Raw genomic sequence first — 24,401 nt, 5'->3', positions numbered from 1 at the left:
GGACGGCATGGAGGACCAACCACCGGCTGGTGAGCGCGTCACGGTTCGATCCAGCGGGGAAGGGGCCGACTGGGTCGCGGACTCCGGCGGGTTGCCCGTTGAGGGCGCCACACTGTCCGAGACCCTCGCCGAGCACGGCAGCCTCACCGACGGCGAGACGATCGCTGTCGCGGGCGGGGTGGCTGCGGGGCTGGCCGCCATCCACGAGGCGGGCGCTGTCCATGGTGCCCTGGAGCCTGAGCTCGTCACCGTCGCGCCTGACGAGGGAGCCGTGCAGGTCGGTGGCTTCGGTGGCTCCGGTGGCTTCGGTGCCGGCGGGAAGGCGGAGGGTCCGGCATCGCCCTACCTGGCCCCGGAGCAGGTGGCAGGTGCTGAGCCCGACGCCCGCAGCGACCTCTATGCCCTCGGCTGCATCATGATGACGATGCTGACCGGCGCGCCTCCGGTGTCCACCCCGGCAGACCGCGCAGTGGGTGCGGAGGCGCCGCGCACCGGCGCGCCGTGGCCCTCCGACGCCAAGCCCGACGTCGACCCCGCGCTCAACGGTCTCGTCCATGACCTGCTCGCCGCGTCGCCCAGCCGGCGACCGGTGTCGGCGGCGGAGGTCGTGAGCCGCCTCGGACGCATCCGGGCCGATCTCATGGACCGGCAGGTCGTCGTCGCCCTGCCCGCTGGAGCAGCCCCGGCCGTCGCAGCCCCCGTCGTCGAGCCCGTCATCGAGCCCGTCATCGAGCCCGTCATCGAGCCCGACTACGAGGCGGAGCGCACCCAGCCCATCCCCATCGTCGCCACCGACGACGAGGAGCGAAGCGGCCTCGCCGGCGTGCTCGGCGTTGCTGCCATCCCCTGGCCCTGGGTGCTCGGGAGCCTCGCCGGGGTGGCGCTGGTCCTGTTCCTCCTCTTCCTCTCCTTCGGGGACGGCGACAGCGAGACTCCCCTCGCGGGGCCAGGCGCCACGAGCCCCGCGACGGCCGGCGCCAGCACCACGGAGGCGCCGACCTCGACCGGACCGACCTCGCCGGTGACGACGTCGTCCACGAGCAGCCCCTCCACCACCGCCACGACGTCTGCGACCAGCACCACGACGACCGCCACGACCCGCGACTCGTCGCCCACCGTCACCGCCGCCCCGCCCTCGGCACCGCGCACGCTCGACGAGGCGATCGACGCACTCCGGGCGACCGTCCGAGCGGTGGCACAGAGCGGGGCCGTCGACAGCGCGGCCGGCAGCGAGCTGATCCAGTCCGCCGACGAGCTCACGACCTGGGCTGACCGCAGCTCCGTCCAGCTGCGCCGCCGCGTCAGCGACCTCGACGGCTACGTGGACCAGCTCGCCTCCTCCGGCGACATCACGAGCGCCGCCTACCAGGAGGTCACCGCCGCCATCGCTGCGCTGCAGGGCCAGCTCGGCTAGACGCGGAACCCAGCGGCATACGGACGCACGAGGACCCCGCCCGAGCGGGCGGGGTCCTCACGACGCTCACTCCCCGCGCGGGCTGATCTCCCCCATCGGGCCGAAGCCGGACACCTCCTCGGCGTCGACGTAGATGATCTGCGGACGAGCGGAGACGATGTCCGGCATCTCGGCCATGAACCGCGCCACGTGCTCCTGCTGCATGTGCTCACCCCCGGCGGCGCTGTCGGCGAACCCCTCGATGGCGACATAGGTCTGGGGATCGTCGACGCTGCGGGAGAACTCGAAGAAGACACAGCCCGGCTCGTCGTTGACGGCCTTGGCGTAGAAGGACGAGAGCTCCTCCCACTCCTGCTGACGGTCGGGGCGGATCGGGAACTTGACGATGATGAGGATCACTGCTGACTCCTTGGATGACGGGGTGGTGGGCTGGCGCCCAGTCAGGCGGGCGTCGCCTCGGCAGACGGCGGCGGACCGACCACTGCCTGGATCTTCGCGCCGAGGACACCGGAGAGCCACCCGAGAGCCGCTCCGATGACCAGGGCCAGGACGGTCGGCCAGAAGGCGAACTGCGTTCCGAAGAACGAGGCGGCCCCGACGAACGCGCCCGGGATGAAGGACAGCGGGGCGAAGCCTGCCTGCAGGCACATGGCCAGGGCGATGACGCCGACCGCGATGGCGAGCGCGCCGGGGAAGGTCGCCACGGTCAGGAACTGGGCGACCAACCAGCCGTAGACGACGCCGGAGAGGTTGGCGAGCAGGCCGTTGCGCAGCCCCGTCGCTCCGCCGCCGGCGGCGAAGTAGGTGGCCCAGGCGACGAAGCCGACCCAGGTGATGAGGCCGAGCGCGACGGACGCCTGGGTCCAGACTGCGGCGAGCAGGCCGATCGAGACGCCGATGCCGAGGTAGTTCTTCATGGTGGACTCTTTCGTCTGGAGGGGCGGCTCAGGGGACGAGGATCGCCCGGCCGCGGACCTTGCCCTGGTCGAGGTCGGTGATCGCCTGCTGGAAGTCGTCCAGGGCGTACTTCTGCGTGTGGAGCGTGACCGCCCCTGATGCGGCGAGCGCCATGAGGTCCTGCAGGTCGTTGTAGGACCCGACGAGGTTGCCGATGACGTTCTTCTCGCTCGAGATGAGGTCGATGGTCGGGACGTCGACGTTCTCGCCGTAGCCGACCACGTGGTAGTCGCCCGCGGCCCGGGTCATCGCGATGCCCCGGCTCGTCGAGCCGTTCTCGCCGACGAAGTCGACGACGACCTCGGCTCCGAGACCGTCGGTGAGGTCGAGCACGGCGTCGACCTGGTGCTCGTCGCCGAGCACGCCCACGTGCGCACCGATCGAGGTGGCCAGCTCGAGCGCGGCCGGGTTGCGGTCGACGACGACGAGTCGGGCGGGCGAGAGCGCCTTGAGCACCTGGATGCCGATGTGCCCGAGTCCGCCCGCGCCGATGATGACGCACGTGTCGCGGGGCGTGAGCCGGCGGGCAGCCTTGGCGGCGGCGTGGTACGCGGTGAGCCCGGCGTCCGCCAGCGCCGCGACGTCCGAGGGCTCGAGGGAGTCGTCGATGCGCACGACCGAGCGGGCTGAGGTCAGCAGGTAGTCAGCGTAGCCGCCGCTCGTGTTGATGCCGGGGAAGGCGTTGTTCGCGCAGTGGACGTCGTCCCCGGAGCGGCAGGCCCGGCACAGCCCGCACGTGATGAGCGGGTGGAGGATGACCTTGTCGCCCTCCTTGACGTTCGTCACGGCAGAGCCGACGGCCTCGACCCAGCCGGCGTTCTCGTGGCCGATCGTGTAGGGCAGCTGGACCTGGGACTTCTCGGCCCACTGCCCTTCGAGGATGTGCAGGTCGGTGCGGCACACTCCGGCGCCGCCGATCTTGACGAGGACGTCCCACGGGCCGGTGACCTGGGGGACCGGCACCTCGGCCATCTTGAGGTCCTCGTGGTAGCCGACGACCTGGACGGCGCGCATCGTGCTCATGACTGGTGCTCCTTGGTGGCGATCGGGAGAAGGTGGTGGTGGTCGGCGGGCTCCGCACCGTCGAGCCGGGGCGCCTGGTCGGCGCCCGAGCCGGCATAGCGGGTGCGCAGCAACCCACGGCAGAAGTGGGCGTTGCCGTCGATGGAGATGCGGGTCGCGCGGGCGCGGCGCAGCGCCATCGGGACCTCGGTCGTGTCGTAGGGGCGGCCCTCGTGGTCGACGAGGACCCGGGCGTTGGGGGTGGTCGGCAGCCCCAGCGCCCTTCGCCGCCGCAGCAACGCGTCCGTATGCCGCCCAGCTGGCAGCCGCTCGAGCGTGACCTCCCCGAGGGCCTCCTCCCGGACCGACGGGTCGCTGCGCAGGAGCGCAGTCAGGGACCGCTCCATCGCGGCGGTGTGGGCCTTGCGCCGGAACGTCTCCCGCAGCTCGTCAAGGTTGCTCTCGGCCTCGGAGCCGAACGTGCCCAGGTAGCCGGCGTCGGCCGCGAGACCCGCGTTGATGAGGTCGGAGTCGTGGTGGTCGTCCAGCTCGACGACGACCCGGTCGACGCCGTTCAGGGCGCTCAGGGCGTCCTTGCTGTCCGCGCACATGAGGTAGGCGAAGTTCGGGGAGCAGAAGGACGTCGGGAGGCGCAGGTGGATGGTGACGGTCGTCGGGCCCGCGGTGACTGACCCGTCGTCGATGGCCACCGAGCGCACGAAGCCGAGGTCGGTGATCGGCTCGTCGAGCTCCGGGTCGAGGACGACGTCGAGGGCAGCCCGGACGTCGTCCTCGGTGACCCTGAGCAGCTCGGGAAGTACGGCGACCATGACGTCAGACCGTCGCGAGCGGCGAGTCGGCCACGTCGGCCGCTCCCGGGTCGCGGGGACCGGTCGCCGGGGTAGCCGACTCGGGCAGGCGCAGGTCCTCGGGCACGTCGAGGCCATACATCTTCGCCGCGTTGAGGCCGAGGATCTTCTTCTTCTGCTCGGTGGTGATCGGGGCGTACTCCGTCATGTCCTCCGGGATCTGGAAGTCGACAAACGCCTCGATGAGCCACTTGGGCGTCCAGATGGCGTAGTCGCTGGAGAAGAAGAGCCGGTCCTCGCCGACCCAGTAGAGCAGCTCACCCATGATCTGGGCGAAGTAGCGGGGCCGCGTGTGGATGAACGGCATCGCAACGGCGAGCCCGCCGTAGACGTTCGGCTCCTGGGTGGCGATCCAGCAGTAGTCCTCGAGGCGAGGCAGCCCCACGTGCTCGACGATGAAGTTGAGCCCCTGGAAGTCGGTCGCGACGTGGTCGATGTCGGCGACGTCGAAGGCGTCCCGGTCGAGGGGCCGGATCGTCGGGCCCTTGTGGATGTGGATGTTGGTGATGCCCAGGCGCTCGCACTCCTCGAGGTAGCGCACCGCCCACGGGTCGGTGAGCTTCCACCCGCGGGACTCGCCGTGCCACTCCGCGGTGTAGAGCTTGACGCCGGTGAACCGCATCTTCTCGTGGTCCCGCCTCAGGTCGTCGAGGCCCTGCTCGCCGTTGCGCGGGTCGAAGCAGTGGTTGTAGGTCAGCTTGTCCGGGTGGGCCTGGGCCAGCTGGAAGGCCTCCTCCGTCTGGCCGAAGCCGTTGCGGTAGAACTCGCCGAGGTAGGCCGGCTGGAAGATGGCGTGGTCGACGTGGCCGTCCTGGAAGAGGTCCTTCATCAGGCGTTCGCCGCCGTAGTAGGTGTACTCGTCGTAGGACCACACCTCGCTCTCGGGAGAGAGGTTGCGGTGGTAGTCGTAGAAGCAGTCGATGAACTGCTTGCCGTGAATGTTGCGGATGTTCGCCTCACGGGCGTCCCAGAGCGCGATGTGCGCGTCGACGATGAAGTAGTTCTCGCCGTCCTTCGTGTACATGGTTCCTCCTGGCGTTCGACCTCGTTGTCGATGTGCAAGGACCGTAAGCACCTGGCGGAGGCGATCACAGGGGGCCGATGTCTCACTTTGAGACACGAGGTCTTCCCCGGCGCGCGATCCGGCGCTTACCGTCTAGGGATCGGGAGGAGCGCCCATGACCGGTTCCGACGAGTCCAGGCTTCCCCTCCGCGCCGGTGCGGAGTACCCCGGGCCCGACGGTCCGGTGTCCCGCCGCGTCCTCGCCTCGTGGCAGCGATCCCAGGACTACGGCGTCCCACTCGAGGCCGTCGAGCCCGTGTGGGCCGGGTCGATCGTCAGCGACTCGCTCTTCTTCGAGTGCGGGCGCGAGGTCCTCACCGGGCTGCACCAGACGCTGGCCAACGAGCCGGTCGCGCTCATGCTCACCGACGCCGACGGCCTCGTCCTCAACCGGTTCTCCGGGGACACGTCGCTGCTGCGCACGCTGGACCGGGTCCATCTGGCTCCGGGGTTCGCGTTCTCCGAGCGCGAGGTGGGCACGAACGGGCTGGGGTTGGCGCTGGCCGACCGAACGGCCTCGCTGGTGCGGGCCGAGGAGCACTACTCCGCGAGCCTCTGCACCTATACGTGCGCCGCCGTACCGGTGCTCGACCCGCACGCCGGACGCCTCGAGGGCAGCATCAACATCACGACCTGGGCGAACCGGTCGCCCGACCTGCTCCTGGCCCTCGCGCAGGTCGCCGCCTCGAACACCTCCGCCCTCATGCTCGCCCGTGCGGCTGGAGCGCGAGCGCGTCCACAGGCGCGCGGTGGCGTCTTCAGGGTCAAGTCCGCCCGGCTCGAGCCGAGTTCCGGCAGCCTGGAGGGCGCGTCGCCGTCATGGTCCGCTGCCCTGGACGCGGCGACTCACGCCCTCCTCGCCGGGAGTGTCGTGGCCGCGACAGGCGAGCCGGGAGCTGGCCGCGCGACGCTCCTCGGGCAGGCCCTCCGCCGGGCGCGGCCGGGCTACCGCATCATCTCCGCCGCGGCCCCTGCCCCCGAGGATGTCGACGCCTGGCTCGGGCTGTGGACACCGGAGCTGGCCAAGCCACACACCGCCGTCATCGTCGAGAACGTCGACGTCCTGCCGTCCTGGGCCGCCCAGGAGCTGCGCGACCGGGCAGCCCGGGTGCTGCGATCCTTGCCCGACGTCGACGGGCGGCCGGCCGCGCTGAGCTGGGGCGTCACGGCGAGCCGGCTCGACGAGATCCCGCAGCCGCTGGTGGGACTCGTCGACACCGTGGTGCCCGTCGCCCCCCTGCGCGAGCGCACCGACGACATCCTGCCCCTGGCCCGGCTGGCGGGCTACCAGACGCGCCTCCGCGAGGTCGGCTTCACGGCGTCGGCGGAGCGGGCCTTGACCTCCTACGGCTGGCCCGGCAACGTCGACGAGCTGATGCGGGTCGTCCACGACGCCGCCACCCAGACCGAGCTCATCGACGCCCACCACCTGCCGGCCTGGCTGCGCGCCAGCGGTCGTCGGCTGACCCGCATCGAGACGGTGGAGCGGGACGAGATCTCCCGCGTCCTGACCCTCCCCGGCATGACGATGAAGCAGGCCGCGCTCGACCTGGGGCTCAGTCGCGCCACGCTCTATCGCAAGCTCTCGCTCTACGGCCTCGGCCCAGCCGACCGCTGATATGGAGTGACCTGCTGTCAAGAGGCAGGGTGAGGCGCCCGTCCCGATAGCTCGGGGCGGGCGCCTCGTGCTTCGCCGCTGGGGGCCTGGTGAGCGTGTCGTTGGCGACGCGCGGTCAGGCTGATATGCGCGGGTTGGCTACCGCAGGACGATGCTTTCGGCAGGAGCGGACCGCGTGTCTAGAATCGAGCGTCGCTGCACCACTGAGGGATTGGCTGCTCATAGCGGTTACGCGGGTCGCTCCACGCGCTGCTACCGGCCCGTCGCCGACGAAGCAGATCGTGAGGGCTTACTCCTGCAGCACCGCCAGGGACCAGCACCACCCGGCGAGCTCACGGGCGATCGCGACGTTGGCGATGGTCGGCCTCTTCTTGCGTTCCAGGAACCTGACCCACCGCTGGTGCAGGCGCCGGTTGCCCTGATCGCCGCGCACGCGTGCCGCGGCGGGAGCCAGTTCCCACCGGTCGCGCATCGTCTTGCCGGCGACGTAGCGGGCGCGGTGGTGCCAGGCAGCCTCAACCAAGAGGCGGCGTACGTGGGTGTTGCCGGTCTTGGTGATCGACCCCTGCACCCGGGACGATCCGGAGGAGAACTCGGACGGGACGAGCCCGACGAACGAGCCGATGCTGTTCCCGGTGAACCGGTGCCAGTCACCAATCTCCACCGCGAGGGCGAACCCGGTCAGGGTGCTGACCCCGCGCAGGCACCCCAGCCGGCGCACCACAGGGGTGAACTCCGAGTCGGCTGCCAGCTGCTCGATCGCCGCATCGAGCCGGTCCCGGCGTGCCCTGGTGGCCAGCACGGCCTCATAGTCCGAATCGAACGCCCACCGGGTTGGCGCCGACGTCAGGTGCGGTGCCGCCTGACGGCGCAGCCACAGGTCGTGCTTGCCCGTCCACGCGTCACCGCCGAAGTAGACGATCCCATGACGCAGCAGCAGCTTGGACAGCCGGTGCCGGGCCCGCATCAGGTCCCCGCGGCAGTCCTCCCTGGCCCGCACCAGGTCACGGGCAGCTTCCTGGTCCACGCTCGGGATCGCCACCGAGGTGATCTCGTCCAGGCGCAGCAGACGGGCCAAGTGGACCGCATCCTTCGCGTCGGTCTTGACCCGATCACCAGACGGCTTCTGCAGCTTCGACGGCGCCGCGACCTCGCAGCGGATCCCCGCCGCAGTCAACGACCGGAACAACCCGAAACCGGTAGGCCCAGCCTCGTAGGTCACCGCGACCGGCCCGGGCAGGGCTTGGACCCAAGCCGTGATGTGCTCGTAGGACGGGGTCAGCTTCGCCTGGACCAGCTCGCCCGTGACGCCGTCGATCGCCGCTGCCGCGACCGATCGTGCGTGCACGTCGAGCCCCACGCTCGTACGCTCGGTAAACACCGGGGCCTCCCACAACTGTCGGATAGGCCGAGCAGGCGGCCCCTGCTCGGTAACCCACGAACATGTGTGAGTGAGGCCCCGGCCCGCAACCCCTCAGCGAATCTGAACGGTCACTCCATACCGTCTAGAGTCTCCGCGTGGCGGACACAGACCTGAACCAGCAGAAGCGAACTGTCGTCCTGATGCTCGGCGTCAGCACGGTTGTCGCGGTGCTGGCCGCGGTAGTCCTGCAGGCCACGTCCGGCGCTGACCGGGACGTTCTCTACTGGGTGCTGATCGCCGTGCTGGTGTCGAGCATCGCTGAGGCTGGCTGGTATCTCGTCAAGTACGTGCGGCTCTCACGCGAGGCGGAACGCCTGAACTGAGCCGGGCACCGTCTGCCGGGTGGGCACCCGGGCCGGCCCAGCGGCATACGGCCAGAGATGCACGAAGACCCGCCTGGGCGGGCGGGTCCGGCTGTGGTGGAGCCAAGGGGACTCGAACCCCTAACCCCCTGCTTGCAGACTCGGCGCGAGATCATCGCGCGGGGTCGTCTGAGCGTGCGGCGCGGCGTCAGCCGTCACCTGACAGCAACTGTGCTGCGCAGGCTGGGTCTCGCTGCGGCGGCGACGCATCGAGGCGGGGGCGTATGCCGTGCAGGGGGCTCCGTGTCTCGGCGCCGAGGCGTCACTGGCGGTCGAAGGGGATGTCAACCTAGTTGACTGGGGGACGCCGGCACCCCTTGGGTCAGGGTCCGTCCGCCGCTGGTGAGGACGTCACGGACGGAATCTAGGCGGCGCAGATAGCTGGCGTCCCATCGCCGGTTGCGGAACCCGCCGTGCCACTGCACGTCGCTGCCTACCTCTGAGAGTCGGGGTTGACGTTCGGTTAAGTGGGGTGATCCGCTGCCGGCGGAAGCGGCTGTTTTCCCGAACAAGCGCTACAGTGTTCAGATAAGTCTCAATCTTCGCCGCCAGCGGAATGGCATGGATACCTGAACGGAGATGTGCACTCATGGCGACCAACGAGGTACTGACCATTTCCGAGGTGGAGCGTCGTATCGTCAAGCTCGTGCGTGACCGCCTGCCCGAGACCTGGAAGGTCACGCACGCCGTTGAGCCACAGCAGGGTTCGCTGCGGCCCGATCTGTGGATTCAGCTTGAAGCTCCCGATGGTAGGGCCGCGAGACTCCTCTTGGAGGTCAGGCAGGTCGTCGAGCGCCGTGACGTCGCGCGTATCTCTGACCAGGTTCGCCTCATCGCGTCGAATCCCGGAGATGTCCCTGTCGTGGCAGCTCGCTATCTGTCGACATCCGTGCGTGAGGCTCTGGCAGCGGACGGGCTCTCCTACGTAGACGCCACCGGCAACATACGCATTGGCGTCGACTCTCCGGTCATCTACATCTCTGACCGGGGGGAGGACCGAGATCCGTGGCGCAAGGGCCGCCCGCGGGGAACACTCAAAGGTGAGCCCGCGGCGCGTGTTGCTCGTGCGCTGTTGGACTACGACCGCGACTGGACGGTCCGTGAGCTCATTGCTGCGTCGGGCGCCTCCACGGGCGGGGCGTACCGAGTGTTGGAGTACCTGGAACGCGAGGGCCTCGTCGTCAAGGAGGACAAGCGCTACCGGGTGACCGACTGGGAGCGGTTGCTGCGCGCGTGGAGCTCGGACGCCGCCTTTCAGACAACGACCCGCGTGATGGCGTTCATCGAGCCGCGGGGAGTGGACGCTTTCCTGAGCAAGGTGGCCAAAGAGTCGACCTTCCCCGCGGCCGTGACGGGATCGATCGCTGCGAAGCAATGGGCGACCTACGCGCCGGCCAAGGCTGCCTACGTCTACGTGTCGTCGATCCAGGAGGCCTCGGAGCAGTGGGGCCTGCGGCCCAACGCGGCTGCTCCGAACGTGATCCTCTTGGAACCCAGGACGGTCGGTGACGTGCCGTTCCAGAACACCGCACCTGCCGAAGGCGGCTACCCGGTGGCGGCACCCGCGCAGGTTGCGGCCGACCTGCTGAATGGGCCTGGCCGCGAGCCTGCCGAGGGCGAGTACCTGATCGAGTGGATGAAGGCCAACGAGCAGCGGTGGCGTCGTGACTGACGAAATGACCATGGCGCGGATGGGCCTGCTCGACGCGCTGGAAGCGTTGGCGTTGCACCTCGACGCGCTTGTCATCGTCGGCGCCCAAGCCGTCTACCTGCACACCGGAGCGACGGAGATTGCCCTCGCCGAGTTCACCACCGATGGCGACGTCGCGGTGGATCCCAAACTGCTGAGCTCCGACCCGCTGGTCGAGGAGGCGATGAGCGCGGCGGGCTTCTCGCCAGATCCGCGGCCGAGCGCGATTGGGTCGTGGATCTCCCCACGCGGAGTGCCGGTCGACCTGATGGTGCCCGACGCCGTGGCCGGAGCCGGACGTCGCGGAGTTCACGTGCCGCCGCACGACTCGAAGTCGATGCGCAGGGCGCGAGGCATCGAGGCGGCGTTGATCGACAACTCCAAGATGGTCATCCGGGCGCTCGACAGTGCAGGCGGCCCTCGGGAGTTCGAGGTCTCCGTGGCCGGACCGGCAGCGCTGCTAGTGGCCAAGCTGCACAAGATCCACGACCGGCTCGAGACTCCGTCGAGGCAGGACAACAAGGACGCCCACGACGTTTACCGTCTGCTGCGGGCAGTCGAGACGCGGGTATTCGTCGAAGCGATCAGTCAGCTGCTGAGCGAGGGCGTCAGCGCGGAGGTGACACGCGAGGCACTCGATCAACTCCGAGATCTCTTCGCGCAAGGAGCAGGTGCCCGCGGGTCCCTCATGGCCGGCGCTGCGGAGGAGTTGGTCGGTGATCCAACTGCCGTGTCCGAGAGTGTGGTGCTGCTGGCGCAAGACCTCCTTGAGGCCCTCAGCTCCTAGCGTTCCTGAGTGTGTCGACGGCCGGCGCGGTCGAACTCCTGCTGCAGCCGTGCTCCGGGTGCCCGTGCCACAGGCGAAGAAGCCCGTCGTGTGGACTGTGGACGAGGCTCGACACTTCCTCGAGTCAGCGCCAGCAAGTAGGCAAGGCCCGGACGTCCTCCAAGGTCAAACTCGCCGCGCGTGGCGACTGCAGTACTTTTCAGCAGTCGGGGCACGGAAGAGCCCCTCCCCGGTGACCGGAAAGGGGCTCTGAACTGTGGTGGAGCCAAGGGGACTCGAACCCCTAACCCCCTGCTTGCAAAGCAGGTGCGCTACCAATTGCGCCATGGCCCCGGGCGGGCACGCGGCCCGCGGTGGATCAGGACGTCGCCGCGGTCGTGTCCTGGTCGGCCGCCGGAGAGGGGGCGGGAGCGGGTGCCTGGGCCCTGACGTCATCGGTGGCCTGATTCCACAGGTCCTGCTCGGCCTGCTGCTGGCGTGCCTTCTTGCGGACGAAGACGATGCCTGCTGCGGCTCCGGCGATGAGGGCAAGACGCTTGAGCACTGCTCTGTTCCTCTCGTGGCGGCGGTGATGGTGGGCCTAACAGGACTTGAACCTGTGACCTCTTCCTTATCAGGGAAGCGCTCTAACCGTCTGAGCTATAGGCCCATCGTCACCTTCGTGCCCCCGTTGCGGACAACGGGCGCGAGCGCAAACGTTACCGGATGCGCCCGCGCACCTCCAAAACGGGGCTCAGTCGTCGGTCAGGGTCAGCTGGATGCCGCCGACGAGAGCGGAGCAGATGTTGTAGAGGAAGGCCATCACGGTCGCGATCGCCGTCAGGAGGATGACGTCGATGACGCCGATGACGATCGAGAGCGAGACGACGCGGCCGAAGCCGACGTAGTCACGGATCGAGAAGTTGTCGGCAGACCCAGCCGTCTGGAGGGACTGGAGCACACCCTCGATGTCGGTGAAGACGTTCATCGTCGACAGGATCATCCACAGCACTGCGGTGAGGATGACGCCGGCGATCCCGAGGGCCACCGAGAGCAGGAAGCTCATCTTCATCACGGACCACGGGTCGACCCGGGCCACGGCGAGGCGCACCCGCCGCGGGCCCTTCTTGGTCTTGGCCGCGGCCTGGGTGCGCGTCGTGGTGGCCGCGCGCGCGGTGCTCGCAGCCTCAGATCCGCCTGTCACAGTGCCCTCGGAGTGCGTCGCCGGCGTGGTGGGCTGGGCGCCCATCGGCCGGGTCGGCTCGGTGCGGGAGGTGATCGCACCTCGCGAGAGCGTGGCCTCACCGGCCGTCGACCCGCCGCCGAGCCCGTTGCTGTCGCTGCTACCGCTGTCCGATGCAGGCGTGTAGCCCGACGGGCGCGAGTAGTAGTCGCTCGATGATCCCGAGTCGGTCGTCGATCCGGCGGAGCCCGAGCCATACCCGCTCGTGCCCCATCCCTCAGAGCTGGGCGTGCTCATGCGTCACCTCCTGTGTCGCCGTCCGACGACTCCGTCGCCGTCTGGCCGCTTTCGTCCGACGGTACGCCATCGGTGCTGCCAACCGTAGTGATGGGAGCCGTCGGAGCGGTGCCCTCGAGGTCGCCGACTTCCTCGAGCTCCTCCTCGGTCACGGACTCGGCGTTGCGGGCCACGGCGACGATCGAGTCGCCCTTGTCGGGCGTCGCGAACTTCACGCCCTGCGTGCTGCGGCTCGTGTGGCGGACCTCGTCGACGCGGGAGCGCACGATCTTGCCCTTCTCCATGACGACCATGACCTCGTCGTTGCCGCTGACCGCGAGGGCCCCGACGAGGTCGCCGCCCTTCTCGGAGAGCTTGGCGACCTGGATGCCGTAGCCGCCGCGCCCTTGGACGCGGTACTCGGTCACCGGTGTCCGCTTGGCCAGGCCATTCTCGAAGACGACGAAGACGTCGATGCCCTCGATCCCCGCCGGCACCCGGGACATCGACAGCAGGGTGTCGCCGGGCCGGAACTTCATGCCGGTCACACCGGACGTCGAGCGTCCCATCGGCCGCAGCGCCGAGTCGGTGGCGGTGAACCGCACCGACATGCCCTTGCGCGACACGAGGAGCAGGTCGTCGGCCGGCGCCACGAGACGCGCCCCGACGAGCTCGTCGCCCTCGCGCAGGTTGATCGCGATGAGGCCGCCCGAGCGAGGGGAGTCGTAGTCCCGCAGGCGCGTCTTCTTGACCAGGCCCGCCCGGGTGGCGAGCACGAGGTAGTCGGCCGCCTCGTAGTCCTGGATCGCCAGGACCTGCGCGATCTGCTCGCCGGGCTGGAAGGCGAGCAGGTTGGCGACGTGCTGGCCCTTGCTGTCGCGGCTGCCCTCGGGCAGCTCGTAGCCCTTGGCCCGGTAGACCCGGCCGAGGTTGGTGAAGAAGAGCAGCCAGTGGTGGGTCGTCGTGGTGAAGAAGTGCTCGACGACGTCCTCACCGCGCAGCTGGGCGCCCTTGACGCCCTTGCCGCCGCGGCGCTGCGACCGGTAGAGGTCCGTCCGCGTCCGCTTGGCGTAGCCGCCGCGCGTGATCGTGACGACGACGTCCTCCTCGGGGATGAGGTCCTCCATCGACATGTCCCCGTCGAACGGCACGATCTCGGTCCGCCGCTCGTCGCCGTACTTGTCGACGATGCCCTGCAGCTCCTCGGAGACGATCTCCCGCTGCCGGGCGACCGAGGCGAGGATGGCGTGGTACTCGTCGATGAGCTCCTGCAGCTCGTCGTGCTGCTGTTGGATCCGCTCGCGCTCGAGGGCGGCGAGGCGGCGCAGCTGCATGTTGAGGATGGCCTGCGCCTGGACCTCGTCGATGTCGAGCAGCTGGATCAGGCCGTCGCGCGCGTCCTCGACGGTCCGCGACCCGCGGATGAGCGCGATGACCTCGTCGAGCATGTCGAGCGCCTTGAGGTAGCCGCGCAACAGGTGGATCTCGGCCTCGGCCTTGCGCAGCCGGAACTCGGTGCGCCGCCTGATGACCTCGATCTGGTGGTCGACCCAGTGCCGGATGAAGCCGTCGAGCGGCAGGGTCCGCGGCACGTCGTCGACGAGGGCGAGCATGTTGGCGCCGAACGTCGTCTGCAGCTGGGTGTGCTTGTAGAGGTTGTTGAGCACGACCTTGGCGACGGCGTCACGCTTGAGCGTGATGACGATCCGCAGGCCGGTGCGGCCGGACGTCTCGTCGGCGATGTCGGCGATGCCGGAGATCTTGCCGTCCTTGACGAGGTCGGCGATCTTGACGGCCAGCTGGTCGGGGTTGACCTGGTAGGGCAGCTCCGTGACGACGAGGCACTGCCGGTTCTTGATCTCCTCGACGTTGACGACGGCCCGCATGATGATCGAGCCGCGCCCGGTCCGGTAGGCGTCCTCGATGCCGCGGTGGCCCATGATGAGCGACCCGGTCGGGAAGTCCGGTCCCTTGATGATGCCGAGCAGGGCCTCGAGCAGCTCCTCGCGCGAGATGTCCGGGTTGTGCAGGTAGTACTGCGCGCCCTCCGCGACCTCGCGCAGGTTGTGCGGCGGGATCTGGGTCGCCATGCCGACGGCGATGCCGGCGGAGCCGTTGACGAGCAGGTTGGGGAAGCGGCTCGGCAGCACGGACGGCTGCATCGTCTTGCCGTCGTAGTTGGGGACGAAGTCGACGGTGTCCTGCTCGATGTCCCGCACCATCTCGAGGGCGAGCGGGGCCATCCGGCACTCGGTGTAACGCGGGGCGGCGGCGCCGTCGTTGCCGCGCGAGCCGAAGTTGCCCTGACCGTCGACGAGCGGGTAGCGCATCGACCAGTCCTGCACGAGCCGCACGAGGGCGTCGTAGATCGCCGAGTCGCCGTGCGGGTGGTAGTGGCCCATGACGTCGCCGACGACGCGGGCGCACTTGTTGTAGCCGCGGTCGGGGCGGTAGCCACCGTCGTACATCGCGTAGACGATCCGGCGGTGCACGGGCTTGAGGCCGTCGCGCACATCCGGCAGGGCACGCGACACGATGACCGACATGGCGTACTCGATGTACGAGCGCTGCATCTCGGTGTTGAGGTCGATCGGCTCGACCCGGTCGTGCTGGCCGGGCTCCCGCTCGACGGGCGCCGTGCCGAGGTCGTCGACGTTCTCCTGCTCGTCGGGCGTCTCGTCGACGTCGTCGCCGTCGATGGGGGGCAGGTCGTCACTCACGTCAGTTCCCTTGTCGTTCTGTCAGGTTCAGGACTTGGTCGTATGCCGCTGGGCTCGGTAGGCGCGGAAGGTGCCCTCCGCGCGGGGCGAGCTCAGCGGCATACGGACTAGATGTCGAGGAAGCGCACGTCGCGGGCGTTCTTCTGGATGAAGGTGCGGCGGGACTCGACGTCCTCGCCCATGAGCACGGCGAAGACCTCGTCGGCCTTGGCGGCGTCGTCGAGCGTGACCTGGAGCAGCGTGCGCGTCTCGGGGTCCATCGTCGTCTCGCCGAGCTCGCCGTAGTTCATCTCGCCGAGACCCTTGTAGCGCTGGATCGGGTTGTCCTTCGGCAGGCGCCAGCCCTTGCCCTCGCCGAGCTGCTTCAGGCCGTCCCGCTCGCGGTCGGAGTAGGCGAACTGGTGCGGCGCGTTGCTCCAGCGCAGGCGGAAGAGCGGCGGCTGGGCGAGGTAGACGTAGCCGGCCTCGATGAGCGGGCGCATGAACCGGAAGAGCAGCGTGAGCAGCAGCGTGCGGATGTGCATCCCGTCGACGTCCGCGTCGGCCATCAGGATGATCTTGTGGTAGCGCGCCTTGGCCAGGTCGAAGTCCTCGCCGATGCCGGTGCCGAACGCCGAGATGAGCGCCTGGACCTCCTGGTTGGCCAGGATCTTGTCGATCCGGGCCTTCTCGACGTTGAGGATCTTGCCGCGGATCGGGAGGATCGCCTGGGTGTGCGGGTTGCGGGCCTGCGTCGCCGAGCCGCCGGCCGAGTCGCCCTCGACGATGAACACCTCGGACAGGCTCGGGTCCTTGCTCTGGCAGTCCTTGAGCTTGCCCGGCAGGCCGCCCGACTCGAGCAGGCCCTTGCGCCGGGTCGCCTCACGCGCCTTGCGGGCCGCCATGCGGGCGGCCGCGGCCTGGATCGACTTGCGGACGATGTCCTTGCCCTCGTTGGGGTGGGTCTCGAGCCAGTGGCCGAACTCGTCGGTCATGGCCCGCTGGACGAAGCCCTTGACGTTGGAGTTGCCGAGCTTGGTCTTGGTCTGGCCCTCGAACTGCGGCTCGCCGAGCTTGACCGAGATGACGGCGGTGAGGCCCTCGCGGACGTCGTCGCCGGTGAGGTTCTCGTCCTTGTCCTTGAGGAGGTTCTGCTTGCGGGCGAAGTCGTTGATGAGCTTGGTCATCGCCGCCCGGAAGCCCTCTTCGTGGGTGCCGCCCTCGTGGGTGTTGATCGTGTTGGCGTAGGTGTGCACCGACTCGCTGTAGGCGCTGGTCCACTGCATGGCGAGCTCGAGCGAGAGCGAGCGCTCCTCGTCCTCGACCTCGATCGAGATGACGTCGGGGTGGACCGGCTCGCTCCGCTTGGAGGAGTTGAGGTGGTTGACGTAGTCGACGAGACCGCCGTCGTAGCGGTAGGTGACCTTCTTGGCGGTCACGGTCTTCTTCGCCTCGTCGGGCACGTCGTGGCCGTTGTCGCCCTCCTCGACCACCTCGGAGATGTCGCTCTCGACGCCGTCGAGGTCGATGTCGTCGACGTCGTCGGGCCGCTGCTCGACCCGCTCGTCGACGAGGGTGATGCTCAGGCCCTTGTTGAGGAAGGCCATCTGCTGGAAGCGGGCCCGGAGCGTCTCGAAGTCGAAGTCGACGGTGTCGAAGATGTCGGCGTTGGGCCAGAAGGTGATCGTCGTGCCCGTCTCGTCGGTCGCCTCCTCCTGCCGGAGCGGACCGTCGGGGACGCCCATGCTGAAGCTCATCCGGTGGACGTGGCCCTTCTGCCGGACCGCGACCTTGAGCGTGGTGGACAGGGCGTTGACGACGGACGAGCCGACGCCGTGCAGCCCACCGGACACCTTGTAGCCGCCACCGCCGAACTTGCCGCCCGCGTGCAGCTGGGTGAGGACGAGCTCGACGGCGCTGATCTTCTCGACCGGGTGGATGTCGGTCGGGATCCCACGGCCGTTGTCCTTGACCCGCACCCCGCCGTCGGCGAGCAGCGTCACGTCGATGGTGTCGGCGTAGCCGGCGAGGGCCTCGTCGACGGAGTTGTCGACGATCTCGTAGACCAGGTGGTGCAGGCCGCGCTCACCGGTCGAGCCGATGTACATGCCCGGGCGCTTGCGGACCGCCTCGAGCCCCTCGAGCACGGTGATCGCGCTCGCGTCGTAGTCCACTCCGTTGGGACGGTGGTCGACGTTCGGGTCGGTGGTGCTGTCGGCTGTCGTCTCGGCGGCGTCTGACACGTTTCTCCTCGGATGAGCCCTCATGCGGGCGGCCCGACGTGGACGTCGAGCCGCTACCCGATGATTCTAACGGTCCGAGCGCCCCCAACGTGCCCCTCAGCGGCCTCTGAGGGCCAATTTCCCGCCCGAGAACCCCGGATTCCGGGGGGAGGATCACAACCCGGGCCCCCGGCGGCCCTGTGGCGCGATCGCCTCTCGGGCTGAAAGATGTCCCCGTGCGGTGACAACCTCCGGCCCGGCAGGGGGGTTTGGAGGGGTGTGACCATCACGATGATGCCGCAGGGGCAGACAGGAGGCGTCATGGACGACGCGGCTCGCCGGGCCGACTTCACCGAGTACGTGAGGGCACGTGAGCAGTCGCTCGCCCGCCTCGCCTACCTGCTGACGGGAGACCGCGACGCGGCCGAGGACCTCCTGCAGAACGCCCTGGCCAAGTGCTACCGCCACTGGGACCGGGTCCGGTCCGTGGAGCAACCGGACGCCTACGTGCGGCGGATCATGGTCAACGAGCGCAACAGTCGCTGGCGCAGCGTCCTGCGCCGCCGCGAGTCAGCCGGGAGCCACGTCCTGGAGATCCTCGACCCGCCGGCCCCCGCGGCGGCCGTCGACCGCGCCGAGTCCCTCGACCTGTGGCGACACGTCCAGACGCTGCCCGCCCAACAGCGCGCCGTCGTGGTCCTGCGCTACTACGAGGACCTCACCGAGGCCCAGACCGCCGAGATCCTCGGCTGTTCCGTCGGAACCGTCAAGAGCCACACGAGCCGCGCGATCGCGGCGATGCGCCTGAAGATGAGCGAGGCCCCCGCATGAACACCACCGATCCCCGACTCAAGGACCTCTTCGACGAGCACAGCGGACGCGTCCACGTCGTCGGTGACCTCGCCGAGCGCGCCATCGCCCGCGACCGCGCCAACCGCCGCCGCGAGGTCACCACGGCCGTCGCGGTGGGTGCGCTGGCCCTGGCCGTCGCGGTGCCGATCGGGTGGAACTCCCTGCGTCCCGTGACCCACCAGGTGCCCGCAGGCACGTCCACCGCTCCCACGCCTGCCCCGAGCACCCAGACCGGGGCCACCGCCACCAACCCCACGCCCAGCACATCGAGCGGGTCTGCAAGCGACTCGGCCACGCCCACCGCGATCCCCACGATCATCGCCTCCGGCGACCCGGCGCCCGTGCAGCTGACACCCGCGACCGGGTCCGTGACCGGGCAGACGAATGCCGGTTATGTCGTCGACGGCGTCTTCCACGAGGGCGACCGGACCATCCCGCTCCCGGATGAGCTGCGTCGGTCCGGTCACGTGCTCCGGGTCGGGGACGGGCTGCTCGCGTTCAAACCCGCCGACGGTCGCAGCTACGTCCTGGTCGACTCGTCCGGTGCCATCGTCAAGGAGATCCCGGCCGGCGGCGTCCGTGTCGCTCCCGACCGCCAGCACTTCCTCATCTCCACCCTGGGCGGCGACCTCGCCTACTACGACGCCACCGGCACGAAGCTGGGCCAGCTCGACGCCTCGACCTGCGAGTGCACGACCGACGGTGCCGGCGGCGGCTACATCCCGGCGGGCCTGGTGGGCACCACGGCGTACGGAGTGGCCATGGACGGGCGGACGACCGTGGCCTGGGACGTGACCACCGACCAGCTCGAGCGGATCAAGGGGTCGGTGTCCCTGGTCGGACCCGCAGGGACCGGGCTCGTGACCTGGCCGGGGCGGACTCCCCAGAAGCTGGAGGACTGGTGCCAGGAACTCCGTGATCTGGGCACCGGGGCGACCCTGTGGCGGCTCTGCGGCCCGATCCTGCTGACGTCGTTCTCCGAGGACGGCACGCACCTCGTCGGGACCGGGGTCATCGACGGCCTGCCCGACGCCCTGCTCGACGACGGCAAGTTCCGCTACCCGTCCCTCGTGGTGCTGGACGCGTCGACCGGGGAGATCGTCGCCGAGGGCGGCTCCCGGGACCCGGCAGTCGGAGGCTCCTTCGTCACCGCCCACCTCGGCGAGGGCGGCGTGCTGACCGCCCAGGTCAACGGGACCGACGGCCTGCGCAGCCTCCAGGTGTGCTCGCTCGACGGATCCTGCGCCGTCGCCGGCGAGGCGAAGCCCCTGTGGACCGCGGACATCCCCGAAGGCAACGACCCCTACGTCCTGACCACGAACTGAGCCACGAACTGGGCTCGCCGGGGCACCCGGCGAGCCCAGCGGCATACGGCCGAAAGAGGTCAGCCGTCCTCGAGAGTGCGCTCGAGCAGCTGGTGGATCGCCTCCGGCAGGTGCGGCTCGGCGACCGTGACGTCGACGTGGACCTGGGGGCACACGACGTCATAGCAGAAGGCGTCCGGGTGGTCGCCCCCCGCGGTGGCGGCGATCCGCTGGAGCGTCGGCGCGGCCAGCAGGTGCTGCCAGTCGCGGGCGTCCCGCTCGGGCAGGTCGCCGATCGTCACCCGACGCTCGCGAACCCGCCCGGCGAACCCGCCCGTGCGGCGCACGAGCACCTCGGCATCGACCCCCGGCACCTCGCCCTGGGCCGGACCGCTCGGCGGACCCGGCTCGGCGGGCTCGGGCTCAGGCTCGTCGGCCAGGATGCGGACGCCGACCTGAGCCCATCCTTCCCGCACCGCGGAGTGCTGGAGCGACCCGTCACCGTGGCGCTCCGCCGCGGCCGCGATCGTCAGCTGCGCGAAGGTCGCGAAGTCGCAGTCGGCGCGGATCCCGTCGCCGGTCAGCGCTGCGTGCCAGATCGCGCCGGCGTCCTCCCAGGCGGGGCCGCCGATGGACAGCGCGGCGAGGACGAAGGCACGGTTGGGGATGCCGGAGTTGATGTGCACCCCACCGAAGTCGCTGTCGGTGACGACGTAGTCGTCCATGTGGGCCGGCTGGGGATCCCTGCCCAGCTCGGGGTCGTCGTAGGCCGTGCCCGGGTTGCGCATGTCGCGCAGGGCCTGACCCTGGACGGTCGGCAGGAGCAGGTCGGCGCCGACGAGCCAGTCCGCGTCGGCCGCCGTCTGACCCAGGGCGCGCTGCTTGACGAGGACGCCGAAGACGTCCGAGACCGACTCGTTGAGGGCGCCGGGCTGACCTTGGTAGAGCAGCCCCGCGGTGTGCTCGGTGACACCGTGGGCCAGCTCGTGCCCGATGACGTCGAGCGCCTTGGTGAACCGGTCGAAGATCACCCCGTCGCCATCGCCGAAGACCATCTGCCGCCCGTCCCAGAAGGCGTTGTCGTAGCGCTGGCCGTAGTGGACCGTCGCGAGCAGCGGCATGCCCTTGCCGTCGAGGGAGTCCCTGCCGTATGCCGCTGACCACAGTTCCCAGGTCGCGCCGAGTCCGTCATAGGCCTCGTCCACGGCGGGATCGCCCGTGGCTGGGTCACCTTCGGAGCGGACCGTCTCGCCGGGCAGGGTGCGGCGGCCCTGGGCGTCGCCGATGGTCCGGCGCGGACCTCTGCCGGTTGGGGGCGGCGGCTCGGTGGGCGGCTCCGTGGGCGGCTCGGGCGGGGTGCCCGGGCCGGGCTCGTTGACATCGGTGGGGGGCGTGACTCGCTGACGGGAGCGGCGGGCCTGCCGGATCGCCTCGTCGTGGGCCAGGGACGCCCTTGCTGCGGCGGCGACCGTCGGCTCGTCGCTGCGGCTGAGCGCCTCGAGGATGTAGGGCGGGATGATCGAGCAGCAGGCGTGGGGCGCCGGCGCGGCAGGGGCGGGGGAGTCCGTCGCGGGGTGCATGGAGCCATCCTGCGCCCGACCGGGGACACTCGCCCGCCGAGACGGGCGGCAGTGTCCGGGTCAGCCGTAGGTGTCGCGGGGGCCCCGCGAGTCCGGGGACCGGTGCCGGCCCCGCGACCACGACGGGGCGCCGGGCCCGAGCACGCGCAGCTGGTCGACCGCGCCGGCCCCGATCTCCGCCTCGACCCGCCCGAGCACCGACGAGGCGAGCAGCTTCATCTGCGTCGCCCACGCGGTCGAGTCAGCCCGGACGGTGAGGATGCCGTCGGTGAAGGAGACCGGCTCGACGTGGGTGGCGATGTCCGGACCAACGATCTCGGACCACCGGCCCATGACGGATCCCACGGCGACGTCGAGCTGCCAGCCCCGGTCCACGAGGAGCCGGTCCAGCTGATCGCCGAGGAGCGTCGGGTCGCGCCCGTCCCGGCCCGCCCCCGAGCGGACCTGGGCCGAGTCGTCGGCGCGCGGCCGGCGGCGCGGCTTCATCCCGGGTCGCAGCCCCTTTTCGCGGGCCACGGCGCGGGCGCGGGCCAGGGCCGAGGCGGCCGCGTCGGCGATCCTGGCGTCATCGGCGATCCGGGTCTCGTCGTCGCGCCCGTCATCGGCGCTGCGCGGGGCGGGCTCGTCAGGCATCGGGCCCATGATCCTCCGCCGGCGGCCTCTCGGCATCGACTCCGCGGATCTCGCCGAGCTCGACCTCGTAGGTGTGCCCTCGCTCGCGCAGTCCGGCGGGGACATCCGCCCCGACGGCCGCGGTGATGAGCACCTGCTCGCAGTCGCCGATCAGCTCGGCGAGCCGCTCGCGACGCCCGGAGTCGAGCTCGGCGAAGACGTCGTCGAGCACCAGGACCGGGTCGTCGCCGAGGTCGCGAGCGAGCAGTCGATAGGCCGCGAGCTTGAGCCCGAGGGCGAAGCTCCAGGACTCGCCATGGCTCGCGTACCCCTTGGCCGGCAGGTCCCCGAGCGTCAGGACGACGTCGTCGCGGTGCGGTCCGACGAGGCTGACGCCCCGCTCGATCTCCGATCCGCGGACCGCGGCCAGGCTGTCGAGCAGAGCCTGCCGCAGCTCGGCGATCTCTGGCACGTCCCCCGCTGCGAGCCGCTCAGCCGCCTCCTCGTGCAGCGAGCTCTTGTAGCGCGCCGTGGCCCGGGCGTCGGTCGCCGACACGGCGTCATAGCTCTCACCGAGGTCGGGTCGGAGGTCGCGCAGCAGCCGGAGCCGGGCATAGAGCAGCTGGGAGCCGACGGTGGCCAGGTGCTCGTTCCACACGTCGAGCGTGTGCAGGGCGGACTCCCGAGCCTCGTCGAGCGGAGCGTCGCCGGGACGGGGACGGTTCGAGCCACGGCGCCCGGGGCGCAGGACCGGAGCCGCCGACTTGAGCAGGGCGTTGCGCTGCTTGAGGATCTTGTCGTAGTCCGCCCGCACCCCGGCCCAGCGCGGCTGGCGCTGGACGAGGAGGTCGTCGAGGAAGCGGCGGCGCTCGGACGGGTCGCCCTTGACGAGGGCCAGGTCCTCCGGGGCGAAGAGCACCGTCCGCAGGGTGCCGAGGACATCGCGCGGCCGGGAGACGGGGGCCCGCCCGAGCCGCGCGCGGTTGGCCCGCCCGGGGGTGATCTCCAGCTCGATCATCGTCTCGTGGCCGCCCCGCACGACGGCCCCGCGGACGATGGCCTGGCTCGCCCCGAAGCGGACGAGCGGCTGGTCGGTCGAGACCCGGTGCGAGCCGAGCGTCGCGAGGTAGCCGATGGCCTCGACGAGGTTGGTCTTGCCCTGGCCGTTGAGTCCGATCAGGGTCGTGACGCCGGGGGACAGCGGGACCTCGGCCCCCGGGTAGCTGCGGAAGTCCTTGAGGGTCAGGTGGCGGACGTGCACCTGGCCCGCTCAGTCGGAGTGCTTGGCGCGCTCCGTGCCGAGCGCGGTGTCCGCCTCGTCGGTGCGCTGGGTTGCCGGAGGGGCTCCCGCCTCCACGGCGTCGGCCGCCGTCTGCACGTTGGCCTCGGAGGCGCGCTCGAACGCCCGCTCACTGGCCTTGCCCTTCTCGTCGAACGACTGCTCGTCGTGGGCGACCTTGTCGTGCTTCGCCGGGGTGGCCGGGACCGTGCCCTCACGCAGCGCAATGCCCTCGGCGAGCGTCATGACCTGGTGCCCGCCGAACTGGCCGCGCAGCGCCGAGACGGCCTGCATCGCCGGGGACACCTGCTGGCGGGAGGCGAACCTGGCGAAGAGGGAGGCCGAGATGACCGGCACCGGCACCCCGAGCGCGATGGCCTCCTCGACGGTCCAGCGACCCTCGCCGGAGTCGTTCGTGTAGTCCGACACCTCGTCGAGGTGCGGGTTCTCCTCCAGGGCGTCGACCATGAGGTCGAGCAGCCAGGAGCGCACGACCGTGCCGCGGCTCCAGGCCTTGAAGGTGCCGGGGACGTCCTTGACGATGTCCTTCGCCTCGAGCAGCTCGTAGCCCTCGGCGTAGGCGTGCATGAGGCCGTACTCGATGCCGTTGTGCACCATCTTCGCGTAGTGCCCGGCACCGACCTCCCCGGCGTGGACGAAGCCCTCCTCGCGCGGGCCCTCGGGCCGCAGTGCGTCGAAGATGGGCATCGCTCGCTCGACCCATTTCGGGTCGCCGCCGCACATCAGGCCGTAGCCGTTCTCGAGGCCCCAGATGCCACCGGACACACCGCAGTCGACGTAGCCGATCTGCTTCTCGCCAAGCACCTTGGCGTTCTCGAAGTCGTCGGTGAAGCGGGAGTTGCCCCCGTCGATGACGAGGTCGTCCGCCTCGAGCAGCTCGGCGAGGCGAGCGACGGTGTCACGGGTGGGGTCGCCGGAGGGCACCATGACCCACACGACGCGCGGCGTGCTGAGGCCCTCGACCATGGCCTCGAGGGAGGGCGCGTCGGACACGTCCGGGTTGCGGTCGTAGCCGATGACCTCATGCCCGGCACGGCGCAGCCGCTCCCGCATGTTGCCACCCATCCTGCCGAGACCGATCAGACCGAGCTGCATGTGCGGTGCCTTCCTCGTGGGAGCGCAGATGCCAGTGAGGCTAGTCCGCGCGGGTTGTCCTGTCGTCCTTCGGGCCGATACCCATGCCGTATGCCGCTGAGCCGGCTGCCGCTG

At 70.1% G+C, this 24,401-nt stretch carries 21 protein-coding genes and 2 tRNA genes; 7 read left to right on the top strand and 16 right to left on the bottom strand.

Features of this window, described 5'->3' with window-relative positions; genetic code table 11:
• Positions 1-7 precede the first annotated feature (7 nt).
• Positions 8-1,414, top strand: a complete 1,407-nt coding sequence (locus OO014_RS02755; RefSeq protein WP_272460733.1) for a protein kinase domain-containing protein — start codon at positions 8-10, stop codon at positions 1,412-1,414.
• A gap of 66 nt (positions 1,415-1,480) precedes the next feature.
• Here the strand turns inward: OO014_RS02755 and OO014_RS02750 are convergent, their stop codons facing one another.
• Genes OO014_RS02750 through OO014_RS02730 form a run of 5 tightly spaced genes read right to left on the bottom strand, consistent with a single transcriptional unit; the run spans position 1,481 to position 5,266 of the window.
• Complete coding sequence (locus tag OO014_RS02750; RefSeq protein ID WP_272460732.1) at positions 1,481-1,813, bottom strand: putative quinol monooxygenase; 333 nt, start codon at positions 1,811-1,813, stop codon at positions 1,481-1,483.
• A 41-nt stretch (positions 1,814-1,854) separates the two neighbouring features.
• Positions 1,855-2,331, bottom strand: a complete 477-nt coding sequence (locus OO014_RS02745; RefSeq protein ID WP_272460731.1) for a DUF1097 domain-containing protein — start codon at positions 2,329-2,331, stop codon at positions 1,855-1,857.
• Positions 2,332-2,359: 28 nt separating this feature from the next.
• Positions 2,360-3,394 carry an NAD(P)-dependent alcohol dehydrogenase gene (locus tag OO014_RS02740; RefSeq protein ID WP_272460730.1) on the bottom strand — a complete coding sequence of 345 codons (1,035 nt, stop codon included), beginning with the start codon at positions 3,392-3,394 and terminating at the stop codon, positions 2,360-2,362.
• Positions 3,391-4,203, bottom strand: a complete 813-nt coding sequence (locus OO014_RS02735) for a metal-sulfur cluster assembly factor (RefSeq protein WP_272460729.1) — start codon at positions 4,201-4,203, stop codon at positions 3,391-3,393. Before OO014_RS02735 ends, OO014_RS02740 begins: the two co-directional genes overlap by 4 nt.
• Before the next feature lie 4 nt (positions 4,204-4,207).
• Positions 4,208-5,266: an amidohydrolase family protein gene (locus tag OO014_RS02730; RefSeq protein ID WP_272460728.1), complete on the bottom strand. Its 1,059-nt coding sequence runs from the start codon at positions 5,264-5,266 to the stop codon at positions 4,208-4,210.
• A 154-nt stretch (positions 5,267-5,420) separates the two neighbouring features.
• On the opposite strand from OO014_RS02730, the gene OO014_RS02725 reads away from it, so the two are divergent.
• Positions 5,421-6,923 carry a GAF domain-containing protein gene (locus OO014_RS02725; RefSeq protein ID WP_272460727.1) on the top strand — a complete coding sequence of 501 codons (1,503 nt, stop codon included), beginning with the start codon at positions 5,421-5,423 and terminating at the stop codon, positions 6,921-6,923.
• A gap of 289 nt (positions 6,924-7,212) precedes the next feature.
• On the opposite strand, the gene OO014_RS02720 is transcribed toward OO014_RS02725, so the two are convergent.
• Positions 7,213-8,304, bottom strand: coding sequence for an IS110 family transposase (locus tag OO014_RS02720; protein ID WP_272460726.1), 1,092 nt, complete (start codon positions 8,302-8,304; stop codon positions 7,213-7,215).
• Between the two features lie 137 nt (positions 8,305-8,441).
• Between OO014_RS02720 and OO014_RS02715 the strand changes: the two genes are divergently transcribed.
• From OO014_RS02715 to OO014_RS02705, 3 genes are all read left to right on the top strand, one after another.
• Positions 8,442-8,669: a hypothetical protein gene (locus OO014_RS02715; protein ID WP_272460725.1), complete on the top strand. Its 228-nt coding sequence runs from the start codon at positions 8,442-8,444 to the stop codon at positions 8,667-8,669.
• Between the two features lie 628 nt (positions 8,670-9,297).
• On the top strand, positions 9,298-10,380 hold the full coding sequence (locus OO014_RS02710) for a hypothetical protein (RefSeq protein ID WP_272460724.1): 1,083 nt from the start codon (positions 9,298-9,300) through the stop codon (positions 10,378-10,380).
• Positions 10,373-11,185: a hypothetical protein gene (locus OO014_RS02705; protein ID WP_272460723.1), complete on the top strand. Its 813-nt coding sequence runs from the start codon at positions 10,373-10,375 to the stop codon at positions 11,183-11,185. The genes OO014_RS02710 and OO014_RS02705 overlap by 8 nt, the downstream gene beginning before the upstream one ends.
• Positions 11,186-11,442: 257 nt before the next feature.
• Here the strand turns inward: OO014_RS02705 and OO014_RS02700 are convergent.
• The 6 genes from OO014_RS02700 to gyrB form a co-directional block, all read right to left on the bottom strand.
• Positions 11,443-11,518: transfer RNA gene (locus OO014_RS02700), tRNA-Ala, on the bottom strand.
• A gap of 25 nt (positions 11,519-11,543) precedes the next feature.
• Complete coding sequence (locus tag OO014_RS02695; protein ID WP_272460722.1) at positions 11,544-11,729, bottom strand: DLW-39 family protein; 186 nt, start codon at positions 11,727-11,729, stop codon at positions 11,544-11,546.
• 28 nt (positions 11,730-11,757) lie between these two features.
• Positions 11,758-11,834, bottom strand: a tRNA-Ile gene (locus OO014_RS02690).
• 84 nt (positions 11,835-11,918) lie between these two features.
• Positions 11,919-12,644 (bottom strand): DUF3566 domain-containing protein, encoded by a 726-nt coding sequence (locus OO014_RS02685; RefSeq protein WP_272460721.1) that lies wholly within the window; start codon positions 12,642-12,644, stop codon positions 11,919-11,921.
• Complete coding sequence (gene gyrA, locus OO014_RS02680) at positions 12,641-15,196, bottom strand: DNA gyrase subunit A (protein WP_420485470.1); 2,556 nt, start codon at positions 15,194-15,196, stop codon at positions 12,641-12,643. The genes OO014_RS02685 and gyrA overlap by 4 nt, the downstream gene beginning before the upstream one ends.
• A gap of 254 nt (positions 15,197-15,450) precedes the next feature.
• A complete protein-coding gene (gyrB, locus tag OO014_RS02675; RefSeq protein WP_272460719.1) occupies positions 15,451-17,565 on the bottom strand; it encodes a DNA topoisomerase (ATP-hydrolyzing) subunit B in 2,115 nt (704 codons plus the stop codon).
• A 258-nt stretch (positions 17,566-17,823) separates the two neighbouring features.
• Between gyrB and OO014_RS02670 the strand changes: the two genes are divergently transcribed.
• Together OO014_RS02670 and OO014_RS02665 are read left to right on the top strand one after the other, a co-directional pair.
• On the top strand, positions 17,824-18,375 hold the full coding sequence (locus OO014_RS02670) for a SigE family RNA polymerase sigma factor (RefSeq protein WP_334685026.1): 552 nt from the start codon (positions 17,824-17,826) through the stop codon (positions 18,373-18,375).
• A complete protein-coding gene (locus tag OO014_RS02665) occupies positions 18,372-19,721 on the top strand; it encodes a hypothetical protein (protein ID WP_272460718.1) in 1,350 nt (449 codons plus the stop codon). The genes OO014_RS02670 and OO014_RS02665 overlap by 4 nt, the downstream gene beginning before the upstream one ends.
• A 59-nt stretch (positions 19,722-19,780) precedes the next feature.
• Here OO014_RS02665 and OO014_RS02660 read toward each other — a convergent pair whose 3' ends face one another.
• From OO014_RS02660 to gnd, 4 genes are read right to left on the bottom strand one after another with little or no spacing between them, the layout of a single operon-like run.
• On the bottom strand, positions 19,781-21,280 hold the full coding sequence (locus tag OO014_RS02660) for a protealysin inhibitor emfourin (protein WP_272460717.1): 1,500 nt from the start codon (positions 21,278-21,280) through the stop codon (positions 19,781-19,783).
• Positions 21,281-21,340: 60 nt separating this feature from the next.
• Entirely contained in the window at positions 21,341-21,913 is a 573-nt protein-coding gene (locus OO014_RS02655) for a DUF721 domain-containing protein (RefSeq protein WP_272460716.1), read from the bottom strand.
• Positions 21,906-23,153: a DNA replication/repair protein RecF gene (gene recF, locus OO014_RS02650; RefSeq protein ID WP_272460715.1), complete on the bottom strand. Its 1,248-nt coding sequence runs from the start codon at positions 23,151-23,153 to the stop codon at positions 21,906-21,908. Before recF ends, OO014_RS02655 begins: the two co-directional genes overlap by 8 nt.
• A 9-nt stretch (positions 23,154-23,162) precedes the next feature.
• Positions 23,163-24,287 carry a phosphogluconate dehydrogenase (NAD(+)-dependent, decarboxylating) gene (gene gnd / locus OO014_RS02645; RefSeq protein WP_420485469.1) on the bottom strand — a complete coding sequence of 375 codons (1,125 nt, stop codon included), beginning with the start codon at positions 24,285-24,287 and terminating at the stop codon, positions 23,163-23,165.
• Positions 24,288-24,401: the final 114 nt, after the last annotated feature.

Origin of the sequence: Intrasporangium calvum, assembly GCF_028446585.1 — a bacterium.
Taxonomy (GTDB): Bacteria; Actinomycetota; Actinomycetes; order Actinomycetales; family Dermatophilaceae; genus Intrasporangium; species Intrasporangium calvum_A.
Note: the sequence above shows the minus strand (reverse complement) of the source record. Positions and strands in the feature narration are given on the sequence as shown.